The organism is Arthrobacter crusticola (assembly GCF_004357995.1).
Classification (GTDB): Bacteria; Actinomycetota; Actinomycetes; order Actinomycetales; family Micrococcaceae; genus Arthrobacter_D; species Arthrobacter_D crusticola.
Genome location: NZ_SMTK01000003.1, coordinates 182,540 through 204,043 on the forward strand (window position 1 = coordinate 182,540; position 21,504 = coordinate 204,043).

The 21,504-nt window shown below is 68.6% G+C and carries 21 protein-coding genes; 6 read left to right on the forward strand and 15 right to left on the reverse strand.

Annotation, left to right across the window (positions count from 1 at the left end; genetic code table 11):
* Positions 1-19: 19 nt before the first annotated feature.
* Positions 20-286: a hypothetical protein gene (locus E2F48_RS08595; protein WP_133403601.1), complete on the reverse strand. Its 267-nt coding sequence runs from the start codon at positions 284-286 to the stop codon at positions 20-22.
* 148 nt (positions 287-434) lie between these two features.
* Positions 435-995: a MarR family winged helix-turn-helix transcriptional regulator gene (locus E2F48_RS08600; protein WP_133403602.1), complete on the reverse strand. Its 561-nt coding sequence runs from the start codon at positions 993-995 to the stop codon at positions 435-437.
* Between the two features lie 260 nt (positions 996-1,255).
* Between E2F48_RS08600 and E2F48_RS08605 the strand changes: the two genes are divergently transcribed.
* The gene (locus E2F48_RS08605) at positions 1,256-1,558 is read left to right on the forward strand and encodes a DUF4193 domain-containing protein (RefSeq protein WP_133403603.1); all 303 of its coding nucleotides are present in this window, start codon (positions 1,256-1,258) and stop codon (positions 1,556-1,558) included.
* Positions 1,559-1,580: 22 nt separating this feature from the next.
* On the opposite strand, the gene E2F48_RS08610 is transcribed toward E2F48_RS08605, so the two are convergent.
* Both E2F48_RS08610 and E2F48_RS08615 read right to left on the reverse strand, forming a co-directional pair.
* Positions 1,581-1,904, reverse strand: a complete 324-nt coding sequence (locus E2F48_RS08610; protein WP_133403604.1) for a hypothetical protein — start codon at positions 1,902-1,904, stop codon at positions 1,581-1,583.
* A 56-nt stretch (positions 1,905-1,960) separates the two neighbouring features.
* Positions 1,961-3,259 (reverse strand): alpha-hydroxy acid oxidase, encoded by a 1,299-nt coding sequence (locus tag E2F48_RS08615; RefSeq protein WP_133403605.1) that lies wholly within the window; start codon positions 3,257-3,259, stop codon positions 1,961-1,963.
* 226 nt (positions 3,260-3,485) lie between these two features.
* Here E2F48_RS08615 and E2F48_RS08620 point away from each other — a divergent pair, with 226 nt between their 5' ends.
* Entirely contained in the window at positions 3,486-4,133 is a 648-nt protein-coding gene (locus tag E2F48_RS08620; RefSeq protein ID WP_133403606.1) for a GNAT family N-acetyltransferase, read from the forward strand.
* A 42-nt stretch (positions 4,134-4,175) separates the two neighbouring features.
* On the opposite strand, the gene E2F48_RS08625 is transcribed toward E2F48_RS08620, so the two are convergent.
* A complete protein-coding gene (locus E2F48_RS08625) occupies positions 4,176-4,844 on the reverse strand; it encodes an alpha-ketoglutarate-dependent dioxygenase AlkB family protein (RefSeq protein ID WP_133403607.1) in 669 nt (222 codons plus the stop codon).
* A complete protein-coding gene (locus tag E2F48_RS08630) occupies positions 4,841-5,629 on the reverse strand; it encodes a phosphatase PAP2 family protein (protein ID WP_133403608.1) in 789 nt (262 codons plus the stop codon). The genes E2F48_RS08625 and E2F48_RS08630 overlap by 4 nt, the downstream gene beginning before the upstream one ends.
* A 96-nt stretch (positions 5,630-5,725) precedes the next feature.
* Between E2F48_RS08630 and E2F48_RS08635 the strand changes: the two genes are divergently transcribed.
* A complete protein-coding gene (locus E2F48_RS08635) occupies positions 5,726-6,388 on the forward strand; it encodes a pyridoxine/pyridoxamine 5'-phosphate oxidase (protein ID WP_133403609.1) in 663 nt (220 codons plus the stop codon).
* Positions 6,389-6,394: 6 nt separating this feature from the next.
* Here the strand turns inward: E2F48_RS08635 and E2F48_RS08640 are convergent, their stop codons facing one another.
* Positions 6,395-7,396 (reverse strand): NADP-dependent oxidoreductase, encoded by a 1,002-nt coding sequence (locus tag E2F48_RS08640; protein ID WP_133403610.1) that lies wholly within the window; start codon positions 7,394-7,396, stop codon positions 6,395-6,397.
* Positions 7,397-7,543: 147 nt separating this feature from the next.
* Here E2F48_RS08640 and E2F48_RS08645 point away from each other — a divergent pair, with 147 nt between their 5' ends.
* A complete protein-coding gene (locus tag E2F48_RS08645) occupies positions 7,544-8,092 on the forward strand; it encodes an acyl-CoA thioesterase (RefSeq protein WP_133403611.1) in 549 nt (182 codons plus the stop codon).
* 194 nt (positions 8,093-8,286) lie between these two features.
* Here the strand turns inward: E2F48_RS08645 and E2F48_RS08650 are convergent, their stop codons facing one another.
* Positions 8,287-9,927, reverse strand: a complete 1,641-nt coding sequence (locus tag E2F48_RS08650; RefSeq protein WP_165968730.1) for a hypothetical protein — start codon at positions 9,925-9,927, stop codon at positions 8,287-8,289.
* Between the two features lie 256 nt (positions 9,928-10,183).
* A complete protein-coding gene (locus E2F48_RS08655) occupies positions 10,184-11,506 on the reverse strand; it encodes an APC family permease (protein ID WP_246018714.1) in 1,323 nt (440 codons plus the stop codon).
* Positions 11,507-11,595: 89 nt separating this feature from the next.
* On the opposite strand from E2F48_RS08655, the gene malQ reads away from it, so the two are divergent.
* Positions 11,596-13,776 (forward strand): 4-alpha-glucanotransferase, encoded by a 2,181-nt coding sequence (gene malQ, locus E2F48_RS08660; RefSeq protein ID WP_133403614.1) that lies wholly within the window; start codon positions 11,596-11,598, stop codon positions 13,774-13,776.
* A gap of 40 nt (positions 13,777-13,816) precedes the next feature.
* Positions 13,817-14,731: an NAD(P)/FAD-dependent oxidoreductase gene (locus E2F48_RS08665; protein ID WP_133403615.1), complete on the forward strand. Its 915-nt coding sequence runs from the start codon at positions 13,817-13,819 to the stop codon at positions 14,729-14,731.
* 18 nt (positions 14,732-14,749) lie between these two features.
* On the opposite strand, the gene E2F48_RS08670 is transcribed toward E2F48_RS08665, so the two are convergent.
* The 6 genes from E2F48_RS08670 to E2F48_RS08695 all read right to left on the reverse strand — a co-directional run bounded on the left by E2F48_RS08670 (position 14,750) and on the right by E2F48_RS08695 (position 21,349).
* Positions 14,750-15,028, reverse strand: coding sequence for an acylphosphatase (locus E2F48_RS08670; RefSeq protein ID WP_133403616.1), 279 nt, complete (start codon positions 15,026-15,028; stop codon positions 14,750-14,752).
* A 49-nt stretch (positions 15,029-15,077) separates the two neighbouring features.
* Complete coding sequence (locus E2F48_RS08675; RefSeq protein WP_221411658.1) at positions 15,078-15,770, reverse strand: alpha/beta hydrolase; 693 nt, start codon at positions 15,768-15,770, stop codon at positions 15,078-15,080.
* Positions 15,771-16,036: 266 nt separating this feature from the next.
* On the reverse strand, positions 16,037-17,374 hold the full coding sequence (locus E2F48_RS08680; protein ID WP_133403617.1) for an ABC transporter substrate-binding protein: 1,338 nt from the start codon (positions 17,372-17,374) through the stop codon (positions 16,037-16,039).
* Between the two features lie 75 nt (positions 17,375-17,449).
* Positions 17,450-18,283, reverse strand: a complete 834-nt coding sequence (locus tag E2F48_RS08685) for a carbohydrate ABC transporter permease (protein WP_133404113.1) — start codon at positions 18,281-18,283, stop codon at positions 17,450-17,452.
* 80 nt (positions 18,284-18,363) lie between these two features.
* The gene (locus E2F48_RS08690; RefSeq protein ID WP_133403618.1) at positions 18,364-19,302 is read right to left on the reverse strand and encodes a carbohydrate ABC transporter permease; all 939 of its coding nucleotides are present in this window, start codon (positions 19,300-19,302) and stop codon (positions 18,364-18,366) included.
* Positions 19,286-21,349, reverse strand: coding sequence for a beta-galactosidase (locus E2F48_RS08695; protein WP_133403619.1), 2,064 nt, complete (start codon positions 21,347-21,349; stop codon positions 19,286-19,288). Before E2F48_RS08695 ends, E2F48_RS08690 begins: the two co-directional genes overlap by 17 nt.
* Positions 21,350-21,504 lie beyond the last annotated feature (155 nt).

The following is a 21,504-nucleotide window of genomic DNA, read 5'->3' on the forward strand; positions in this document are numbered from 1 at the left end:
GCGCGGCGCGCTGTCCGGCTCAGCCGGAACGGTCGCCGCGGCGGCCGGCCAGCCGGGTGTACATCCGGCCCAGTGGTGCCAGCCAGGACATCACGAGCGCGATCGTGAAGACCTCGCTCACCAGGGATCCGGCGCTTCCTGCCGGGATGAACTGGTGGACGGTGAGCAGGGCGGCCGCCAGCAGCAACCCCTTCTTAAGGACCCGCAGCGCGGGCGGCGGCAGCGGCCGGGGCCAGGCGTAGAATCCTTCGCCCGGTTCGACGCCGTAGGTCGTCTCGGATTCCATATGCCCCCTTGCCGGTCAATTCGGCCGCCCGCTCCGGGAGAAGCAGCCGGGCTCTTCCTTAACCCTACGCGTTCCGGTGGCCCGGCCTGCTGTCAGCTTTCCGCACAGCGCAGGACCGGCGCTGAGCCGGCCGGGTGCAGCGGCGGGGTCAGGCCGAGGGGCCGGTGCCTCCTGTGGCGCCCTGCGTCGTGGTTCCGACCGGAGGGGCCTGGTGCTCGTCCTGATTGAGGACCTCGCGCATCTGGGTGAGGAAGTCGATGACCGCACGGGCGTCAGCGTCGCTGAGCGCTGCCGCCACCGCCATCATGCGGGCATGCATTCCGCCCAGGGTGGCGCGGACCTCGGTATCGGAGTCCGTTGTGGGCCGGATCACCAAGGCCCTGCGGTCGGTGGGGTGGTCCTCCCGGCGGGCGTGTCCGCTGGCCACGAGCCGGTCGATGAGGGTGGTCGTCGAGGCGGAGGAAATGCCAAGCTTCGCTCCGAGGTCCTTCGGGCCGATCCGCTCACCTGCCTGCTCGGCCTGCAGGAGGAACCGGACAGCGATCAGATCGGTTTCGTTCATTCCCATGGAATCCCGGGTCCGTCGCCGCATCGCGGTCTCTGCGCTGCGGTAGTCCCGCAGCGCGTTGAGGACGTCCAGGCCCCGCTCCAGGTCCGGCTCCGGGGCGTACCAGTAGCCGGATGAAGGTCTGGGACGCTGCTGTGCCATAGCGCAATGCTAGACCATCTGGTAGTGAGGGGGCCGAGGCGTCCATTCCGTGGGCGCGGAGCCCCGGATCGACCCCGGGAGAGCGCTGTTGGCCCCTTCGGCAGCGCGCCTCGTGGATCTGTCGTGGCCCCTTTTCCGTGAATATGACAAGCATCCCGGCATAAAGCACCTATCATGTCAAAGCCATCCCGATTTCCCGTTAGACTCGGTTGCTGCAACAGGCTTCCCAGCTCCGACACCCCCATCAGAACGGCTCCACCATGGCAACGGATTACGACGCACCCCGCAACAACGACGAGGACAAGGAAGCGGAGTCCCTCGAAGCGCTTCAGGCGAACCGTGGAAGCAGTGCGCAGTCCTCATCCGTTGACATTGAGGACGGTGACACGGCCGAGGGCATCGATCTGCCGGGGGCGGATCTTTCCGGCGAGGAACTCCTGATCCAGGTGATTCCGCCGCAGGATGACGAGTTCACCTGCGCCTCGTGCTTCCTGGTCCGCCACCGCAGCCAGATCGCACTCGAGAAGAACGGCCTGGCCTACTGCAACGAATGCGAAGGCTAGCGGTCGCGGGTGGGCCCCGCCGCTAGGAGGCCCTGGAGCCGTACCACCAGTGGGCGGGGGCCGTGTCGGAGGCCTCGCCGCGCACCGGAAGGTGGAGAAGTTCGCCGGCCCGCCGGGGCCGGGCGAGCAGCATGCGCGCGCCTGCCAGCAGCGCCGCCGGAAGCGAGACCAGGGCGGCCACCGCGAGGGCGTAGATGGCAATGAAGGCATGGATCGGGGATTCGGAAAGGCCGGCGACGAAGTCCGCGCTGCCCAGCCCCAGCCACAGCCAGAACAGTCCGACGGCGAAGAGTGCGGTGCGGGCACGCCGGTAGCTCAACGGATACCGCACCCGTTCACGCTGCATTATGTCTCCCCAGACTTTTGGTGTGGCCCGCACCCCCACGGGCCACCCTCCGAATACTAGCGGCCTCCTCCCCGGTTTCGGAGGTTCGAGATGGAATTGAGACCTTCCTGCCCCGTGGAGGTTCCGGCCGGCAGTTTCACGTGCTCGGGGCCGAGGTCCTCAACCCGGTTCACGCCGAGCAGCTGCAGGGTCCGCACGGTCTGGGCGGCCAGGATTTCAATGACCCGGTCCACGCCCGCGCGGCCCCCGGCCATCAGGCCGTAGAGGTAGGCCCTGCCGATCAGGGTAAAGTCCGCGCCGAGGGCAAGCGCGGCAACGATGTCGCCGCCGCTCATGATGCCGGTGTCGAGGATGATGGCCGTCCTGCCCTTCAACTCGTCCGCCACCTGCGGGAGCAGCTGGAGGGGGACCGGTGCCCGGTCAAGCTGCCGTCCGCCATGGTTGGACAGGACGATGCCATCGGCGCCGTGGTCAACCACCCGGCGGGCGTCCTCGAGGGTCTGAATGCCCTTCACGACGAGGTTCCCCTTCCAGACCCCGCGCAGCCAATCGAGGTCTTCGTAGGTCAGGGTCGGGTCGAATATCGAGTTGATCAGTTCGGCCACGGTTCCCGGATAGTGGGACAGCGAGGCGAAGGACAACGGCTCGTGGGTGAGGAAGTTGAACCACCAGCCCGGCCGGTAGGAGGCGTCGGCGACCGTCTTGAGGGTCAGCGCCGGCGGGATGGTCAGTCCGTTCCTGACATCCCGAAGCCTTGCGCCCGCGACGGCGGTATCGACGGTGACCATCAGGGTGTCATTGCCGGCGGCCGCCGCCCGCTCGATCAGCTCCAGGGAGCGGTCCCGGTCGGTCCACAGGTAGAGCTGGAACCAGTTGCGTCCCGCGGGGGCGGCCGCGGCGACGTCCTCGATCGAGGCGGTGCCCATGGTGGAGAGCGTGTAGGGGATGCCCGCGGCTTCGGCGGCGCGGGAACCGGCGTACTCCCCCTCGGACTGCATCATGCGCGTGAAACCGGTCGGTGCGATGCCGAAGGGCAGGGCGGCCGTGCCGCCCAGGATCCGGGTGGCCGTGCTGACCGTCCCGACATTGCGCAGGATGGAGGGCCGGAACTCAAGATTATGGAATGTGTCGCGGGCCCGGGCCAGGGAGATTTCCGCCTCCGCCGCTCCATCCGTGTAGTCGAACGGCGCGGTCGGGGTGCGGCGCTTGGCGAGTGCGCGCAGGTCCTCGATGGTGTTGGCGCGCCGGAGCCGGGACGCCGTGCCGAACTGCGGGCGGCGGAACTGCAGGAGCGGGGCGAGGTCGGCCGTGCGGGGGATGCGGCGTCGAAGGGCGGGAGGAGTGTTCGGCTGCATGGAAGTGCCTTTGCTGGTGCCGGGCCGTCTGCTGGGCACCAGAGACTACGCGGGGGACAGGAGCCTGCGCAATGCCGGTCCGAGGGACGGGCGGCGCCCCGTGGAGGGTCGCTGAAACGGCGAAATGACCGTCAGTGCCCTGAGGTTTCCCTTTTCCCGGTTCTCTACTAGACTGCACGGACTGGTCAAGCAGGAGGCCATGGAACCACCACAGTGGAGCAGAACCATGGATGAAAACGCCCAAGTACTGGACCACCCCGGCAGCACCCGTCCGGCTGTCTCGGACCCCGGGTCGCTTCCGCGGATTTCCAGGCTCGCGCTCGGCGCCACGCGTCAGGTGGACGACGCGGAGTACCCCGCCGATCTTTCCGAAGTCCCCACGCGGCAGCTTCGTGCGCTGTGCAACCGGATCTACCAGCTCCTCGACTGCGATTACCCGACCATGGAGACGCGGGACCGGTACGAGGAGCTCGTCGAGGAACTGCAGCGGAGGGAGTCCGCCGTCGAGGCGCAGGCCGAGCCCGCAGGGATGCGGGAGGTCTTCCGGGACAATGTGCTGTTCTCCCGGTTCGAGCTCTACCGCAACGGGGTGATGGCCGGCTACGTCCAGTATGAGATGAGGGGCGGCGACGTCCTGCTGCTGCACGCGGTGGTCGACCCGCGTTTCCGCAAGCTGGGCCTTGAGCCCTTCCTCATGCAGTCGGTCCTGCTCAACGCCCACCGGCGCCGCCTGGCCATCACGCCGTACTGTCCCGAGGCTCAGGAGTTCCTTCGGGCGAACCCCCACTACCTCGCACTGCTTCCGCCGAGGCAGCGCCGCCGTTTCAAGGTTATTTCTGCCGCCAAGTCAGCGGCGCAGGAGGGCCGGCGGTAACTCCCCGGCACCAGTGACTGCGCAGGAATCCTTCCCGCTCCGTCAGCGCTGCTGAAGTCCCGTGGCCCGCAGCGTGATGTTCAGCCGCCCGCTGAGTCCGAGGCGCGGATCGGCAGTGCCGGCGCGGGTCCCCATCACCCCGTGGTAGGCGAACCGTGACGGTCCGCCGAAGACGAACAGGTCGCCCGACGCGAGCACCAGGTCCTGCCAGGGCCGGTTCCGGTTCTCGCTGTTGCCAAAACGGAAGACGCATTCGTCGCCCAGGCTGAGGGACACCACGGGGGCGTCGGAGCGCTCATCCCTGTCCTGATGCATTCCCATCTTTGCCGCCGCGTCATAGAAGTTAATGAGCGCGGCGTCAGGGGAGTAGGCGTCCCCGCTGCCCGTGCCGTACGCGGCGTCGAGCGCCGCCCGCCCCAGCACGCCGAGGGCATCCGGGAATGGAGCGACCCGGCCGCCCCCGGCGTCGTCGGCGGTCCGGCTGTACCGGTAGGGCTGCCAGTGCCAGCCGAGGCACACCGTCCGAACCGACATGGCACCGCCGTTGGGCATCCGTGCCGCACGCATTGGGACCGGACCCGCCGCCCAGCCGCGGCAGGCTGCCACGAGCTCCTGCTGCTGCTCGAGCGTGAGCCAGTCCGGGACGTGCACCGCCCCGGGCGCGACTTCCTTGCGCTCCCGTGGAAAGAGGGAGCCGGCAGGGCCGGTCACGGCTCTGCCGGTACCCGGCGGCGGCGTACCGTCAGCAGCAGCCGGTGCATGGTGATCACCACGGCGAGCCAGGCCAGGCCGAGGGTCCAGGCAACGATAACGTCGGTGAGCCAGTGATGGCCGAGGTAGACGCGGCTCAGACCCATGGTGACGGCGAAGAGGATGGCCGCAGCGACGGTCAGGACGGGGGCGCGCCGTCTTCGCGACCGGCGCAGGACGAGGAGGTAGGCCACCACCCCGGCAATGACGATGGCATTGAGGGAGTGTCCGCTGGGGAAGGACGGGGAGCTTTCGAAGGGCGGGACCGCCGCGTCCAGGGGTGGCCGGAGCCGGCCCACGGCTTCCTTGCCAGCGATGGTCATCAACAGCGACCCGAAGGCCGCTGCGGCGATGATGATGACCGGGGTCCAGGACCGGCGGCGCAGCGCCAGCAGCGTCATGACCGCCACCGTGAGGATCGGCATGCCGACCGGGCCGCCGATGTGCGTATAGCCGGTGATGAACGTATCGAGCCAGGGCTCGCGGAGCGACAGTGCAAGGTCAAGGGCCGGCTGATCGAGGGCCGCCACACCGTCGGACTCCACGACGGACTCGTACACCTCCGAGGAGGCCGCAGTCAGGGCGGCGGCCAGGCCGCCACCGATGACCAGAATAAGCAGCAGGGCCCAGTGCGGTCCGACCCAGCGCACCAGCGGTGAGATCATGCGCACGAGCCACCTGCCCGCCGGGGTGACCCAGCGGGTCACGTCCCTCGGGCCGACGTACTGGTTCTCCTCCGGGGTCATGGTTCGACTCTAGCGACGGAGCGGGAGGATTGGCACGCCGGCTCACGCTCGGTGAACTCCTCCCCCGGGTGCCGCCGGTGCCGCTAGGCTGGCCGCATGACCGACCTGACCCCCGCTGCCGACCTCCTGCGCACCGCTCCTGTCTTCCCGCAGGACATGCCGTCCTTCGAGCCAGCGTCGGCACCGGCGTCACCCCTGCCGCTCTTCCTTGAGTGGCTCGAGGCCGCCGTCCGGTCGGGGGTTCTTGCCCCGCACGCCGTCAACCTTGCCACCGTCGGCGAGGATGGTCTCCCGGACGCGCGGATCGTGATCCTCAAGGACGTCGACGCTTCGGGGTGGTCGGTCGCCTCAAGCACCGACAGCCCCAAAGGCCGCCAGCTCGCCGCCAATCCCTCGGCGGCGCTGACCTTCTTCTGGCCCGGGCTGGGGCGGCAGGTCCGGGTGCGGGGAGCCGTTCGAGTCGCCGGCCCCGAGGAAAACGATAAGGATTTCCAGCGTCGGCACCCCTCGGCCCGGGCACTGGTGCTTGCCGGACGGCAAAGTCAGGTCCTCGAGACGCCCGATGCGGTCGAGGCCGCCGTCGGGAGGCAGCTGGCGCAGCTTGAGGCCCGGCCCGAGCTGGGATCGGAGACCTGGGCGGTGTTCACCGTGGAACCGGCAGTTGTCGAGTTCTGGCAGGCGGACCCCGAACGGCGCCACACCCGGCTCCGCTACACCCGCACCGGGGATTCCTGGCGGACCGACCGGCTGTGGCCCTGAGGTCGGCTAGACCCGCACCACCATCTTGCCCGTGTTGGCGCCTTTCATCATGCCTAGGAAGGCCTGGACCGAGTTCTCAATGCCATCGACGACGGTCTCATCGAAGACGACGCTTCCATCGCTGAGCCAGGCGGCCATCCGCTGCGCGAATTCGGGCTGGAGGTCCGAATGCTGCCCCACGAGGAACCCCTCGAGGCGGAGGGTCCGGGTCACGATGTTCCCCATGTTGCGCGGCCCCGTCGGCTCACCCTCCGTGTTGTAGGCGGAGATGGCTCCGCACAGGGCGGCCCGACCCCCGCGGTTGAGAACGTCGAGGGCCGCCTCCAGGTGCTCCCCGCCTACATTGTCGAAGTACACGTCGATGCCATCGGCGGCCGCGGCGCGGAGTTGGTCAACGACGGCTCCGTCCCGGTAATTGAACGCCTCGTCGAATCCGTACCTGTCCTTGAGCAGGGCCACTTTCTCCGCCGACCCTGCCGATCCGATGACTTTCGAGGCGCCCAGGAGGCGGGCAAGCTGCCCGGCGACGGACCCGACGGCCCCCGCGGCCCCGGAGATGAACACCGTCTCTCCGGTCCGCAGCCCGGCGATGCGCAGCAGGCCGGCATAGGCCGTCAGGCCGGTCATGCCCGCTGCGCCAAGGTACGCGGAAAGAGGGAGGTCGGTCTCGGGCAGGGGAGTGAACTGGTCGGCCGGGCCCTGGGCGATGTCGCGCCACCCGAGGAAGGAAAGGACGGGCGTGCCCACCGGAAGCGAATCCGCGGCCGACTCGATGACCCGCCCCACCGCGCCGCCGGTCATCACCGCTCCGAGCCGGAAGGGCGGGATGTAGGAGGGGGTGTCATTCATCCGGCCCCGCATGTACGGGTCGACGGAAATGAATTCATTGCCGACCCGTACCTCACCGTCCGCGAGGGCGGGCAGTTCCTCGGTGACGACGCGGAAATCGTCGGGGGTGGGGGTTCCCACCGGCCGCGCAATCAGCTGGATCTGGGTACTGGTGGTCATGGACGGGCTCCCTGGGATGGACGGGGTCGACTCTGGCGCAACTGATGGAGGCGGCGGTTTGTTCCGTCTCCCCGGGGCCGGCCGGACCCGGAGGGTTCCTCCGCCGGGCCCGTGACACTCGATGTTACCGGCTAGTAATATGACCCGATGCACTTACTCCTGCGCACCCTCCTCCTGCTCCTGACCTCACGCCGCCGGCCCGCACTGGATGTCTGGGGGCGGTCCTCCCTTCCGCTGCGCGTCCTGCCGACGGACATTGACATTGCCATGCATGTCAACAACGGCATGTACTTCTCCCTCATGGACCTCGGCCGCTTCGACCTCATGGTCCGCAGCGGGGTCTGGTCGAGGATGCGGCGCAGGGGCTGGAGTCCGGTGGCGGCGGGGGAGACCATCAGCTTCCGCAAGTCGCTCCGGCTGGGCCAGCGGTACTCGATCGAGACGAGGATCATCGGCCTTGACGACCGCGCCGTCTACTTCGAGCAGCGCATGGTGGCAGACGGCGAAATCTATGCCCGGGCCTTCATCGCCACCCGGCTGGTGTCCGCGGACGGGCCGGTCGAGAACGAGGAGATCCTCAAGGAGTTCGGGCGTCCGCCGGCCGACCTGGTGCTGCCTGACTGGATCCACCAGTGGAGGCTGAACAATGCCCTGCCGGGGAGGCGCCGCCCCGCACCGCATTCCTGGGCGGCCTGAGGAAGGGATTCGACGCCGGAACCGGCCGTGCCGCCGCCTTGTCAGCGGCACGGGACGGGCACGGGTTCGGATTTCCTGAGATGCGGACTGCCTAAACTATGGACTTTCGGAGCTGTTGGTGCCGAACGCCGATCGGCGGGGAGGGACACTCGCGGTCCCTTCCCCGCCGGGCTTTGGAGGCTTTCCCGCCGGACCTAGTGGGAGCGGCGCGGACGGGATGCGAGCATCATGGCCACCAGGGCGGCCAGGATCAGCAGCGGCAGGGCCACGGCAAGGATCCCGGGCGAGGTGGCGACGGACGCCGGAGTCATCGCCGAGGTGGAGGCGGACATCCTTTCGGTCCCTTCGGCGAGCTTCCCGTTGCCTTCGGCCAACTGGGCGGCGCCGTCGGCGAGTTTGGCGTTGCCGTCGGCCAGTTGAGCCGCACCCGCATTGAGGTCGCCGGCGCCGGTGTCGAGGCGTGCGGCTCCCTCGGTGAGCTTGCCCATGCCGTCCTTCAGGCTGCTGGTTCCCGAGGCGAGCTGCGTCGATCCCTCGGCGAGCTTGAGGGCGCCCTCCGCCAGGCGGGCATTGCCGCCGCTCAATGCGGCCGCACCCTCGTTGAGCCGGCCGGCCCCGGCGAGGAGCCCGGGTTCGACGGCGGTTCCCTGGTATCCGGCATTCAGCTGCATCAGTCCGCCGTTGAGCGCGGTGGTGCCTGCGGCGAGCTGGCCCGCTCCGCTGAGCAGTCCGGGCTGGTCCGGTGATCCCTGGAAACCGGCGTCGAGCTGCTGCATGCCGGCCGTGAGCTTGTCCGTTCCGGCCTTGAGCGGGGTCAGCCCCTCGGTGTAGAGCCGGTTCAGCTTGGCCTGCGACTTCAGGGTGCCCTCGTGGACCAGGACCGTGCCGTTGGCCAGGGCCTGGGTGCCCGGGACCACTTTGTGCTCGGTGGCCAGCGCGAGGTTGCCGCTCCCGGTGCTGAGTTCGACCAGGCCCGCGTTGAGGCCGCCTGCGCCGGCATCGAGTGTCTTCAGCTTCTCAAGCAGGGCGCCGACGGGGACGAGAGGATTGGCCTCCGCGAAGGCCACGAGGTCATGGGTGCCCGCGGCCAGCTGGGCCGATCCGTCCCGGGCCTGAATCGTACCGGCGTTGAGCCGGTCCACACCGGCGTCGAGCTCGACGGCGCCGTCACGCAGGGCCGCAGCTCCGGCCGCCGTCTTGGCGGCCCCCTCGGCCAGCAGGGCGGCGTCGGGGATCGAGACCTCGGTCTCGGCCATAATGTCCGAGACCCCCGTGCCAAGGGCCGCGGAGCCCTCGAGGGCAGCACGCGTTCCCGCCGCCAGCTGGCCGGCGCCGGCGGCGAGCCGCGAGGCGCCGTCGGCTGCCCGCTGCGCGCCGGCCTGGGCCTGGGCGGTGCCGTCGGCAAGCTTCTGCGCGCCGACGGTCAGCCGGGCCGTGCCTGCGTGCAGCTCGGCCGCTCCGGTTGCCGCAGCACCAGCGCCCGCGCTCAGTGAGCCGGCTCCCTCGTTGAGGTCGGCGGCGCCGGTCGACAGGGACGCTGCCCCGGTTCCGGCCTTCTTCAGCCCGCTGGAGAGCTCGCCGGTGCCCTTGTCGAGGGATGCCGTTCCCTCGGCCAGTTTTTTTGATCCGTCACGCGCCGATGCTGCCCCGGCACTGAGTGCGGCCGAGCCGTCGTTGGCCCGCCCCGCCCCCTCGGAAAGCTGACCGGCCCCGTTGGCCACCTTGCCGGTGAAGAGGGCAAAGAAGGCGAGAAGTGCCACGAGGAGCAGGGAAAGGAAGACCGTCACCACCGCGTGCAGGCGGTGGTGGGAGGTGGGCGCGATGGATCTGAGCATGTGCGACAAGTCCGTTCTCGAATCGGGAGAGCCGATGACGAGGCGCGGACGGATGGATCGCGTGCCGGGTGCGCTCGTCATTGAGCAGTACGTGCACGCCCCAAACCAGGAGGGCTGGAGGCGTACACGGTGAACCGATGTGATTCAAGTTACATTTGTAAACTACTGGGCAGTAACTTAGCAAGGACCTGGGCCGACAAGTTACCGTCGGGTAGGGATGCGGTCCGGCCGGCCCCGGCCGCATTTACCCGGGCCGTCAGGCGGGGAGGTTGCGGCGGCTCCCCACGAAGCGCCCGGCGGCGTACAGCACCAGCCCGACCGCCAGCAGAATGGCCGCGCGCAGCCAGATCGCGCCGTCCTGCTGGCTCAGCAGCAGGACGCAGGAGCCGATGGCGAGGTAGGGGATGAGGGCCGGGATGCTGAAATGGGCGTGCTCCACCCGATCGCGTTTGAGCACCAGGACGGCGATATTGGTGGAGAGGAAGACGAACAGGAGCAGCAGCACCACCGTCTCGGCAAGGGAGGCAAGATCTCCCGTGAGCGTGAGCACCATGGCGGCACCCGTGGTGACGACGATCGCCACCCAGGGGGTCCGCCGGTTCGGCAGGATCCGTCCCAGCGCGGCAGGAAGCAGGCCCTGTCCGGCCATTCCGTAGGTGAGGCGGCTGGCCATGACAAGGGCGAGCAGCGCGCCGTTGGTGACCGCGACAAGCGCCACGAGGCCGAAGAGCCATGGCGGGATGCCCGCCCCGGTGGCGGCGACGACGTCGAGCAGGGGCGAGGAGGACCCCGCGAGGGCCTTCGCCGGTAAGGCGGCGGAGGCCGCAAGGCCGATCAGGAGGTAGACGACCCCGGCGGTGAGCAGGGCGCCGAAGAGCGCCCGCGGATACACCCGGCTGATCCCGCGCACCTCCTCGGCCACATTGGCCGACACCTCGAACCCGACGAATGAGTAGTACGCAATGAGTGAGGCTCCGAGCACTGCCGCGGCCGGATTGACGCCCGGGGTGAACTCGCTCACGCGGGAGACATCGCCGCCGCCGGTCAGGACGTAGAACGCCACCAGGCCGATCACCAGGAGGAGTCCGGACACCTCAATGACGGTCATGACGAGGTTGCTCTTCACCGATTCCCGAATCCCGCGGGCGTTAAGTAGCCCCAGGAGCGCGAGGAACACGAGGGCGGCCGGAGTTGCGGGGACATCCACGAAGGCGGCGAGGTAGTCCCCGGTGAACGCCAGGGCAAGGCCGGCCGCGCTCGTCACCCCCGCCGCGAGCATGCAGAATCCGACCAGATAGGAGATGAGCGGCCGGCGGAAAGCCCGCTCGGCGAATACTGCCGCTCCGCCGGCACGGGGATACTTGGTCACAAGCTCCGCATAGGAGCCTGCCGTGAGCAGTGCAAGTCCCAGTGCAGCCATCAGCGGCACCCAGAGGGCTCCTCCAACCTCTTTCGAGATCACGCCCACGAGGGCATACACGCCGGCGCCGAGGATGTCCCCCAGGATGAAGAAAAAGAGGAGCCGCCCGGTTACGGTGCGCTTGAGTCGAGTCTCGCTGTGTAGCTCAAAAATGGTCACTAGGGAAGTGTATGGGAAAATGCTAAGTCGGCTGATGAAACTCCTGTGTCGGGTGGAGCGGTCCGGGTCCGCCCGCCTACATTGGGACAATGAGTCCATCCGAAACGGTCCCCCTGCATTCACCCACCCCACTGCAGCGGCTGGCCGAGGCGCACCGGGTGGGAGCCACGTTCCAGGGCTGGGACGGGTCGCTCCAGCAGGTCCGGCCCGAAACCCTCGTGGCGGTCCTTGCCGCGCTTGGCGTCGCTGCTGACACCCCCGAGGCGGTCGACGCCTCGCTCGCCGAGGCTGAGGACGCCCCCTGGCGCAGCCTCCTGCCGCCGGTCGTCGTCGTCCGTGCCAGCGCCGTGGAGCCTGTCCCCCTCTCCATCCCGGCCGGCGCCGACGTCGAGGTGTGGGTCGACGCCGAGGACGGGCTCCGCTACACCGGGAGCGTTGACGGGGGCCCGGCCGGCTTCCGCACCCTCGACGGCATTCCCATAGAGCGGGTCAATGCCACCCTCCCACACTCGCTGCCGCTCGGCTGGCACACCCTCCACGCCCGCGCCGGCGAACGCACCGCAAGCTGCACGCTGGTGGTCACCCCTGACCGGTTGTCGAGAACCACCGCGCTGCTGAACTCTCGGAACTGGGGCCTGATGGCGCAGCTGTACTCCGTTCGGTCCTCGACCTCCTGGGGGATCGGCGATCTGGCGGACCTGGGCCAGCTCGCCGGGGTGGCCGCCGAACAGGGCGCCGGCTTCGTGTTGGTCAACCCGCTGCACGCCGCCGAGCCCCAACCGCCGGTCGAACCCTCGCCCTACCTGCCGACAACCCGGCGGTTCTTCCACCCGATGTACCTGCGCATCGAGGCCATCCCCGAATACGCGCGGCTGGACGCGGAATCGCGCCGGACCGTGGACGGGCTCGCGGCCGGATTCCAAGCCGCTAACACCACCACGGACCTGCTGGACCGCGACGCGTCCTTCGCGGCAAAGCTCACGGCGCTCGAACTGATCTTTGCGGTGGAACGGCCCGCCCAGCGGCAGTCCGACTTCGAAGACTACTGTGCCGGGCAGGGCCAGGGGCTCGACGACTTCGCGCTCTGGTCCGCCCTGGCCGAAACCCTGGAACCCGGGTCACCCGAGTGGGAGGACGCGGGCCGGCCGGGTTCCCCGGCGGCCCGCCGGGCCCGCGAGCGGCTGGCAGCGCGGGTGGAGTTCCACGAGTGGCTCCAATGGCTGTGTGATGAGCAGCTGCAGGAGGCCCAGCTGGAGGCCACCGATGCGGGGATGGAAATCGGGATTGTTCACGACCTCGCCGTCGGGGTGCACCCAAGCGGCGCCGATGCGTGGGCGCTGCGGGACGTGCTGGCCCAGGGGATCAGCGTCGGTGCGCCGCCGGACATGTTCAACCAGCACGGGCAGGACTGGAGCCAGCCGCCGTGGCACCCCGAGCGGCTGGCCGAATCCGGGTACACGGCGTTCCGCGACATGCTGCGCAATATCCTCCGACATGCCGGAGGGATCCGCGTCGACCACATTCTCGGCCTGTTCCGCCTGTGGTGGATCCCGGCCGGCGCCGCGCCCGGCGGTGGCGCCTACGTGTACTACGACCACGAGGCCCTGATCGGGATCCTCGCACTGGAGGCGGAGCGGGCGGGGGCGCTCGTTGTCGGCGAGGACCTCGGCGTGTTTGAACCCGGCGTCCAGGAGTACCTGGCCGAGCGCGGCATCTTCGGCACCTCCATCCTGTGGTTCGAGCAGACCGGCAGCGGGCCGCGGCCCCCCGAGGAGTACCGCAGGGCCTGCCTTACCACCGTGACCACCCACGACCTCCCGCCGTCGGCCGGCTACCTGGTCGGTGAGCACGTTGTGCTGCGCGAGTCCCTCGGGCTGCTCAGCCGTCCCGTCGAGGAGGAGCGTGCAGCGGATTCGGCGGTCCAGGAGAGTTTCCTGGCCATGCTCCGCGAGCGGGGGCTGCTGCCCCGCGGGGAGGCATCGGTCCAGGAAACGGTCGAGGCGCTCCATGCGTTCATCGCGCAGTCGCCGTCGGCACTGCTCGGCGTGGCGCTCGCCGATGCTGTCGGGGAACGCCGCACGCAGAACCAGCCGGGAACCAGCAACGAATACCCCAACTGGCGCATCCCGCTGGCCGACGCCGGGGGCCGGGCCGTGCTGCTTGATGACCTGGCGGAGAACCAGCGCTTCCTGTCCCTGGTGCGGGCGCTGCACCGGCCCGCTGCCCTGGGCGAGTCAAGCGGAATTTCCGGGGGCCCGGGCGGATCATAAGCCGGCTGCCTTTTGTCCGGCCCTCCGGTAGACATGGAGGATGCCTACAATTTCCTCGCACGACGTCGTCATTCTCGGTGGCGGGCTTGCCGGGTTGAGCGCCGCGCTTGTCCTGGGCCGGGCACGGCGCGGCGTCGCCGTCGTGAACGCCCGCGGTCCCCGCAATGCCGCAGCCGAAGCCGCCCATGGGTTCCTCACCCGGGACGGCGCCCCGCCGCTCGAACTCGTGGCGATGGCCCGCCGAGAGGCAGCCACCTACGGCGTGCAACTGGTCGACGGCGCGGGAGTGGCCGCGGTGCGCACGGACACCGGCTGGCGGATCGAGCTTGAGTGCGGGCGGATGCTCGAGGCCCGCCACGTGATCGCTGCCACCGGGCTGCAGGATGTCCTGCCCGACCTTGAGGGCGCCGACGAGGCATGGGGCAGGGGACTGTTCCAGTGCCCCTACTGCCACGGCTGGGAGGTCCGCGACCGCCGTCTGGGCGTCCTTGGGACCACCGAATCCTCGGTGCATCAGGCACTCCTGCTGCGCCAGTGGTCACCGCACGTAGCGTTTTTCACTCACACCCTCGAAGGGCTCGCCGAGGAGGACCGGCTGCAGCTCAAGGAGCGCGGGGTTCCGGTGATCGAAGGGAAGGTGAAGGCCCTCGCCGGCGGGGCGCAGGGACTGGTCTCGGTGGAGCTGGACTCCGGGGCCGCCGTGGCCTGCGACGGGCTCTTCTGCGAACCGGAGGCGCGGGTGGATGCCGCGCTGACCGGCGCCTTCGGCTGGACGCTGCGCGCGGACGGCTGTGTGGCCGTCGACGGGGTGGGCCGCACCAGCGTGGCAGGGGTGTGGGCGGTGGGCAACGTCACCGATCCCGCTGCCCAGCTGATGTCGGCCGCCGGGGACGCCTACCGCACAGCCGTTGCGCTCAATGCCGTTCTCGTGGAGGAGGACACCGCACAGCCCTGATCGCCCTCCGGCGCCGGGTCAGTATCCGCGGAATCCGGTCAGTCCCCCGGAGGCGGCGGTGAGCACCGCCTCGACGCCGCTCACCCGGCCCGGGGTGCTCCCCGAGCGCAGCCGGCGCAGCAGCTCCTGGAGCGCCGGTTCCGGTCCTTCGGCGACAATGTCCACGGAGCCGTCGTCGCGGTTCACCGCGGTGCCGACGAGGCCGAGCTGCTCCGCCTGCAGCCGGGTCCAGTAGCGGAAGCCCACCGCCTGCACCTCACCGGAAACGACAGCTTCGAGCCGCTGATCCCCGCTCATGGCCTTCTCCTCCCTGCCGCAGTGGAACGTAATGAGGCCCCTGATCCCACTAGACGCGCTGGTGCCAGTTCAGCCAGGAGGCGGCTTCCTCAGCGACGCCTGCCGGGACGGTGTGGGGCCCGTCGAACTCGCGGTACACCACCTCGTAGCCCTCCCGCTCGAGCGCGGGGACGACCCGGCGGCTCGTCGAGGAGATCGGAAGCACCGTATCGCCCGTGCCGTGCGAGATGAACATCGCCGGTTCGCCGCTGCGCGGGGCCGGCGGGATGAAGCCGGGGGAGAAGGCGACGATGCGCCGGAACAGGCCGCCGTTGGCCAGGCCCAGTCCCAGGGCGTAGGAGGCGCCGTCGGAAAAGCCGCCGATCCCGACCATCGACGGATCGATGGCGACCAGGTCGAAGACCTCCTGCAGGGACCGGTTGATGACTCCGACGTCGGGCCCGTAGCTCTCCCGGATGGCGTCCCAGGTCGAGCCCCGGGAGGCGGGGGAGAGGACCACGATGTTGTACTGGTCCGCGATGCGGCGCAGCAGGGCCAGCCCGCCGGCGGCGTCACCCCCCGCGCCATGCAGGGCAAGAAGCAGCGGAGCGGGCCGGTCGGGCCGCAGACCTTCGGGCACGTACACGAGGGGATCCCGCCGTGGCTCAAGCCCCAGGGGATGGACCCCCTTCATCGTCCGGTCGTGCCGCGCGTCCGGGTCGGGCCGCGCCGAAAGCAGCGCCGGATTGTCCTGATTCTGCACGCTTCCTCCCGGAGGTCCGCATCCAATAACGGCTGTCAGCAGCGCACACTGGCCGGCCCCCAAAAGAAAATCGCGGCGCGTCACCACAAGGGTCAGTTTAGGGGAGGTGCTTCCGTTAAGGCAGGGCCGCGGGAGAAGGTTTCGGCAGGGATACTGCGTGCAAAACAGATCACCACCCCGGCCGGTGCGGCGGAGGTGGTGATCCGGGAGGCGGGAGGCCCCGGGACGGGGCCTCCCTGTCGAGCTGGCCGCGGGGCGGCCGGTCGTTACTCCTTGACGGGGATGGACTGCGACTTCAGGGACTCGACGGTCGCTTCCTCACCGGCGGTGAGGGCGTCCATGAGGGTGCCTTCGCCGCCGATGGCCTTGCCGAAACCGTCCGAGACGTCGGTGTAGGTCTGGGTCATCGTCGGGCCCCAGGTGAAGTTGGGGTCGACGTTCGAGGAGGCCTCTGCGAACACATCGTAGATCTTCTGTCCGCCGAAGTACTCAACGCCGCCGCTGAAGGCCTCCAGGTCCGTGGCCGACTTCGCGGCCGGGTAGAGCCCGCCGAGTTCGTTCGCCAGGGCCAGGGCCTCGGGGTCGGTGTTGAGCCACAGGGCGAACTGCGCCGCCTCGTACGGGTGGTCGGAGCCCTTCAGGACCGCCGTGGAGGAACCGCCCCAGTTGCCTGCGGCCGTTCCGCCGTCTTCCCACTGCGGCATGGGGGCCACGGCCCACTTGCCCGAGGTGTCGGGGGCGCCGGTTGCCAAGGTTGAGGCACCCCAGACCGCGGAGATCCAGGTCCACTGGTCGCCCTCGTTGAAGGAGGCGTTCCATTCATCCGAGAAGGAGGGCAGGGTCGAGACCTGGTCCTTCTCGAGCAGGTCCTGCCAGTAGTTGGCGACCTGCTCGGACTCCTCACCGGTGAGGTTCACATCCCAGCCCTCGTCGTCGTTGGAGAACCACTGACCGCCGGCCTGCCACACATTGCCGGCGAACCAGTTCACGTCACCGCGGGGGAAGTTGGTGATGTAGGAGCCCTGGGCCTTGATCTCCTCCGCTGCGGCGGCGTATTCCTCCCAGGTGGTGGGAACCTCGATGCCGGCCTGCTCGAACAGGTCCTTGCGGTAGAACATGGCCATCGGGCCGCTGTCCTGGGGCACCGCGTAGACGGCGTCGTCCTCGCCGAAGGTCACCTGGCCCCAGGTCCAGTCAACGAACTGGTCCTCGGCGTCGGAGACGTTCTCGCAGGCCGCGATGTTCTCGAGGCCGTCCTGGACGCGGAAGTTCGGCAGGGCGTCGTACTCGATCTGGCCGAGGTCCGGCGCGTTGCCGGCCTGCAGCTGGTTAAAGAAGTTCTGGTACGTGCCCGAGTTGCCGTTGGGCCCGGTCTGCACCTTGACCTGAATGTCGGGGTTTTCCTCGTTCCACAGGTCGACAACCTTGTCCATGCCCGGAACCCAGGTGGTGAAGGTCAGGTCGACGGGACCGGACGACGGCTCGCACGAACTGCCGCCTTCACCGCCGGCCGTGGAGTCGCCGCCGCCGCCTGCGCAGCCGGCGAGGGTGAGCGCTGAGACCATGGCAAAGGCGGCGGTGGCTTTTCCGTAATGCGCGCGCATTTTCTTTTCCTATCGGTGGGGTTGCCACGCGGCGGTTGCCGCGGGGCGGGTTGGTGGAGGTGTTGGCGCTGGAAGCTACTTGACGCTTCCGGCACCCAGCCCGCTGCTCCAGAAACGCTGGAGCGCAAGGAACGCTGCAATGAGCGGGACGATCGAGACGAGGGCACCAACAATCACGAGGACCCTCAGCTCGGGAATCTGGCTGATCTGGCTGTTCCACGCGTAGAGGCCCAGGGTCACCGGGAACAGGGTCTGGTCGCGGAGCATGATCAGGGGCAGGAAGAAGTTGTTCCAGATCGCGACGAACTGGAACAGGAAGATCGTCACCAGGGCCGGCGCCATCAGGCGCGTGGACACGGTGAAGAACGTCCGGATCTCCCCGGAGCCATCGAGCCGGGCGGCCTCGAGCAGTTCGCCGGGGACGCTGGCCGCCGCGTAGATGCGGGCGAGGTACACGCCGAACGGGCTGACCAGGCTGGGGAGGAACACGGCCCACAGAGTGTTGGTGAGCTTGACCTCGCTGAAGATCAGGAACAGGGGCAGGGCCAGGGCCGTGGCCGGCACCAGCACACCGCTGAGCACGATGTTGAAAATGGCCTCGCGGCCCTTGAACTCGTACTTTGCCAGGGCGTAGCCGCACATGGCGGCGATGATGGTGCCAAGGAGCGCGCCCAGACCGGCGTAGATTGCGCTGTTGAGCAGCCAACGCCCGAACACGCCGTCGCTGTAGGTGAAGAGCCTGCCGATGTTGCTGAAGAACGTCGGGATCGACTCCATGGTGAACCACAGCGGCGCCGTGCCGGTGATCTGGCCGCCGGTCTTGGTCGAGGAGACCAGCAGCCACCAGATGGGGGTGAGGAAGTACAGGGTGAAGACGCCCATGATGAGCATCGCCCCGGTACGGGACATGATGCTGTGCCGGGGCCCGCGCGGGCTGTCTCCCCTGCGCATTGACTTTCGGGTGGAAACTGGGGCCGCTGCTGCTGCGCTCACTGGCTGACCTTCCGCTGGGTTGCCTTGAGGAAGACGAAGGAGAGGATAAACGTTGCCAGGGCCAGCACTACGGAGAACGCTGCGGCAAGGTGGTAGTTGGGAACCGACGCCGTGGTGTACACCGCGAGGTTCGGGGTGAAGGTGCTGCTGATGGCCGAGCTGAAGCTGCGAAGCGTCTGCGGTTCGGCGAGAAGCTGGAGCGTACCGATGATCGAGAACACCCCGGTGAGGATGATGGCCGGAACGACCAGGGGGATCTTGATGCGCCAGGCGATCTGGATGTTGCTGGCGCCGTCGAGCTTTGCCGCCTCATAGATTTCGGTGGGGATGGCCAGCAGCGAGGAGTAGATGATCAGCATGTTGTAGCCCACGTACACCCACGTGACGACGTTGGCGATGGCCCACAGCACGAGCTCCGCGGAGAGGACGTTGACCTCCGAGGTGATCAGCCCGAACGGAGAGAGCGTCGGCGAGTAGAGGAAGCCCCACATGATCGCGGCGATGACGCCGGGAACGGCATAGGGGGCGAAGAACGCGAGGCGGAAGAACTTCTTGCCCTTCAGCAGCGGGGAGTCCAGCAGCAGGGCGAACAGCAGTGCCAGGCCGAGCATGATCGGAACCTGGACGACGCCGAAGAGGACCACCCGTCCCACGGACCGCCAGAACTCGGTGTTCTGGAACACCTGCTGGTACTGGACGAAACCGCCGAAGACCTCCTGCGGTGCCCCGAAGGTGCCCTCCCGCTCCACCGTCAGGAGCGACTGCACCACGGCGAACACGATCGGGATGGCATAGAACGCCAGGAACAGGACGGCGAACGGCGCGATGAAGAGGAGAACGGCGCGGCGCTGGGCCGCGAAGGTCTTGGTTCTCCGGGGTTTCTGCGCCCCCTTGGCCAGCGCCGGAGAAATGCTTGAACTAGTCACTTTCAACATCCTTTGAGCCCGTGGGGAGGCCATTGGTTGGGTGGGCGGGGGTGGAGGTGCGGACAACCCGTACGGCGCCTGCGGGGACCACGACGACGTCGGCAACTTCCTCACCGACAACCAGTTCCTGGCCCTGGATTGCGTGTTTGTGTTCTTCGTGCGAGTGGTTGATCAAAAAGACGTAGCTCCGGTCCCCGTTGGAGCGGACGACCGTCTCCAGGCCCTCGGGGGTGGACGCGACGGTGATCCCGGCACCGGCGGCGGCCTGGGTGAGGGTTTCGCGCAGCGCCGCCGGCTCGAGCGCGGTTCCGAGGTACCAGGCGGTGCCGGCGCCGTGCCGGTTGCGGGTGACGGCGGCGGTGCCGGCGAGGTGGCCGCCGGTGAAGGAAACCATTGCCTCGGCCCCTTCGAGGCGCAGCGCTTCGCTCCACAGCGACGCCGCGGTGCCGTTGTCCAGGGGCGGTGTGTCGCCGGGGGCCAGGGGGAGGAATTCCTCGGTGCGGATGCCGAGCAGTTCGCGGTACGCCCCGGGGTAGCCGCCGGTGCGGACCTTCTCGTTTTCGTCGACGATGCCGCTGAAGAAGGTCACGAGCGCGTGGCCGCCGCCGGCAACGTAGTCGGCCAGCGCCGCGGCGTCGCTGTCCCGCACCAGGTACAGGCCGGGCACGACGGCGAGCTTGTAGGCGGAGAGGTCGGCGCCGGGTGCGACGATGTCGACGGTGATGCCTGCCTCCCACAGGGCCTTGTAGGCGGCGTGGACCTGGTCGAGGTAGGCAATATCCGAGGACGGGTGGGACTCACGGTCGTAGGCCCACCAGGCCTCCCAGCTGAAGACCAGGGCGGCCTCGGCGGTCACGGTGCTGCCGCCAACCTCGGTGAGGCGTTCGAGGATGCCGCCCAGTTCGACGACTTCCTTCCAGACCCGCGAGTCGGTGCCGGCGTGGGGGAGCATCGCGGAGTGGAACTTCTCGCTGCCCTGGACGGAGGCGCGCCACTGGAAGAAGCACAGGCCGTCGGCCCCGCGGGCAAGGTGGGCGAGGGAGTTCCGGATCATTTCCCCGGGTGCCTTGGCGATGTTGCGCGGCTGCCAGTTCACGGCCGAGGTGGAGTGTTCCATCAGCAGCCAGGGCGAGCCCTGGGCGAGTCCGCGCGTGGCATCGGCGGCAAAGGCGAGTTCGATGGTCGGTGCCTCGAGCCGGTGGTCGAGGTAGTGGTCGTTGGCGATGACGTCCATGTGCGGCGCCCAGGACCAGTAGTCCTGGGTGCGGATGTGGGCCGTGATCATGAAGTTGGTGGTGACCGGCACGGTGCTGTGCTGCCGCAGGATCTCCGCCTCGGCCGAGTAGTAACCGAGCAGCTCATCGGAGCTGAAGCGGTGGAAGTCCAGAACCTGGGTGGGGTTGTACGCGGAGATGGTGGTGCGCGGAGGAAGGACCTGGTCCCATCCGGAGTAGCGCTGCGACCAGAAGGTGGTGCCCCAGGCGGCGTTGAGCGCATCAAGGGTCTCGTAACGGTTGCGGAGCCAGCCGCGGAAAGCGGACGCGGAGACGTCGCAGTAGCACAGGGCGTTGTGGCAGCCGAGCTCATTCGAGACGTGCCAGAGCCGGACGGCGGGGTGGGCTCCGTAGCGGCGGGAGACCTGCTCGACCAGGCGCAGGGCGTGCTCGCGGTAGACCGGGGAGCTTGAACACCATGCCTGCCGTCCGCCGGGCCAGGCCCGGACGCCATCGGCGGACTGGGGGAGGATCTCGGGGTGAAGGGTGGTCAGCCAGGCGGGGGTGGAGGAAGTGCCGGTGCCGAGGTTGACGCCGATTCCATGCTCGTGGAGCAGGTCGAGGATTTCATCGAGGCGTTCGAAGGAGTAGTTCCCGGGCGAGCTTTCGAGCTCTGCCCAGCCGAAGATATTGATGGCCACGAGGTTCACGCCGGCCTGCTTCATCAGCTGGACGTCTTCCTGCCAGACCTCACGGCTCCACTGCTCGGGGTTGTAGTCGCAGCCGTAGACGAGCTTTCCGTTGCCGGACAGCTCCGTGACTGGATATTTGTTCAGGTTCAACCCTGCTCCTTCGGCTTGCTCTGCACGTGCAAGACGAGGAGGGGCCTCGTTGCCTTGAACGCTCTGTGAACGCTCCCAGAAACCGCGGAACCGAAGTCCTCTGCAATCTCTGGGAGCGTTCACAGCGTAGCAACGGCCCCGGAGGCTGTCAACGG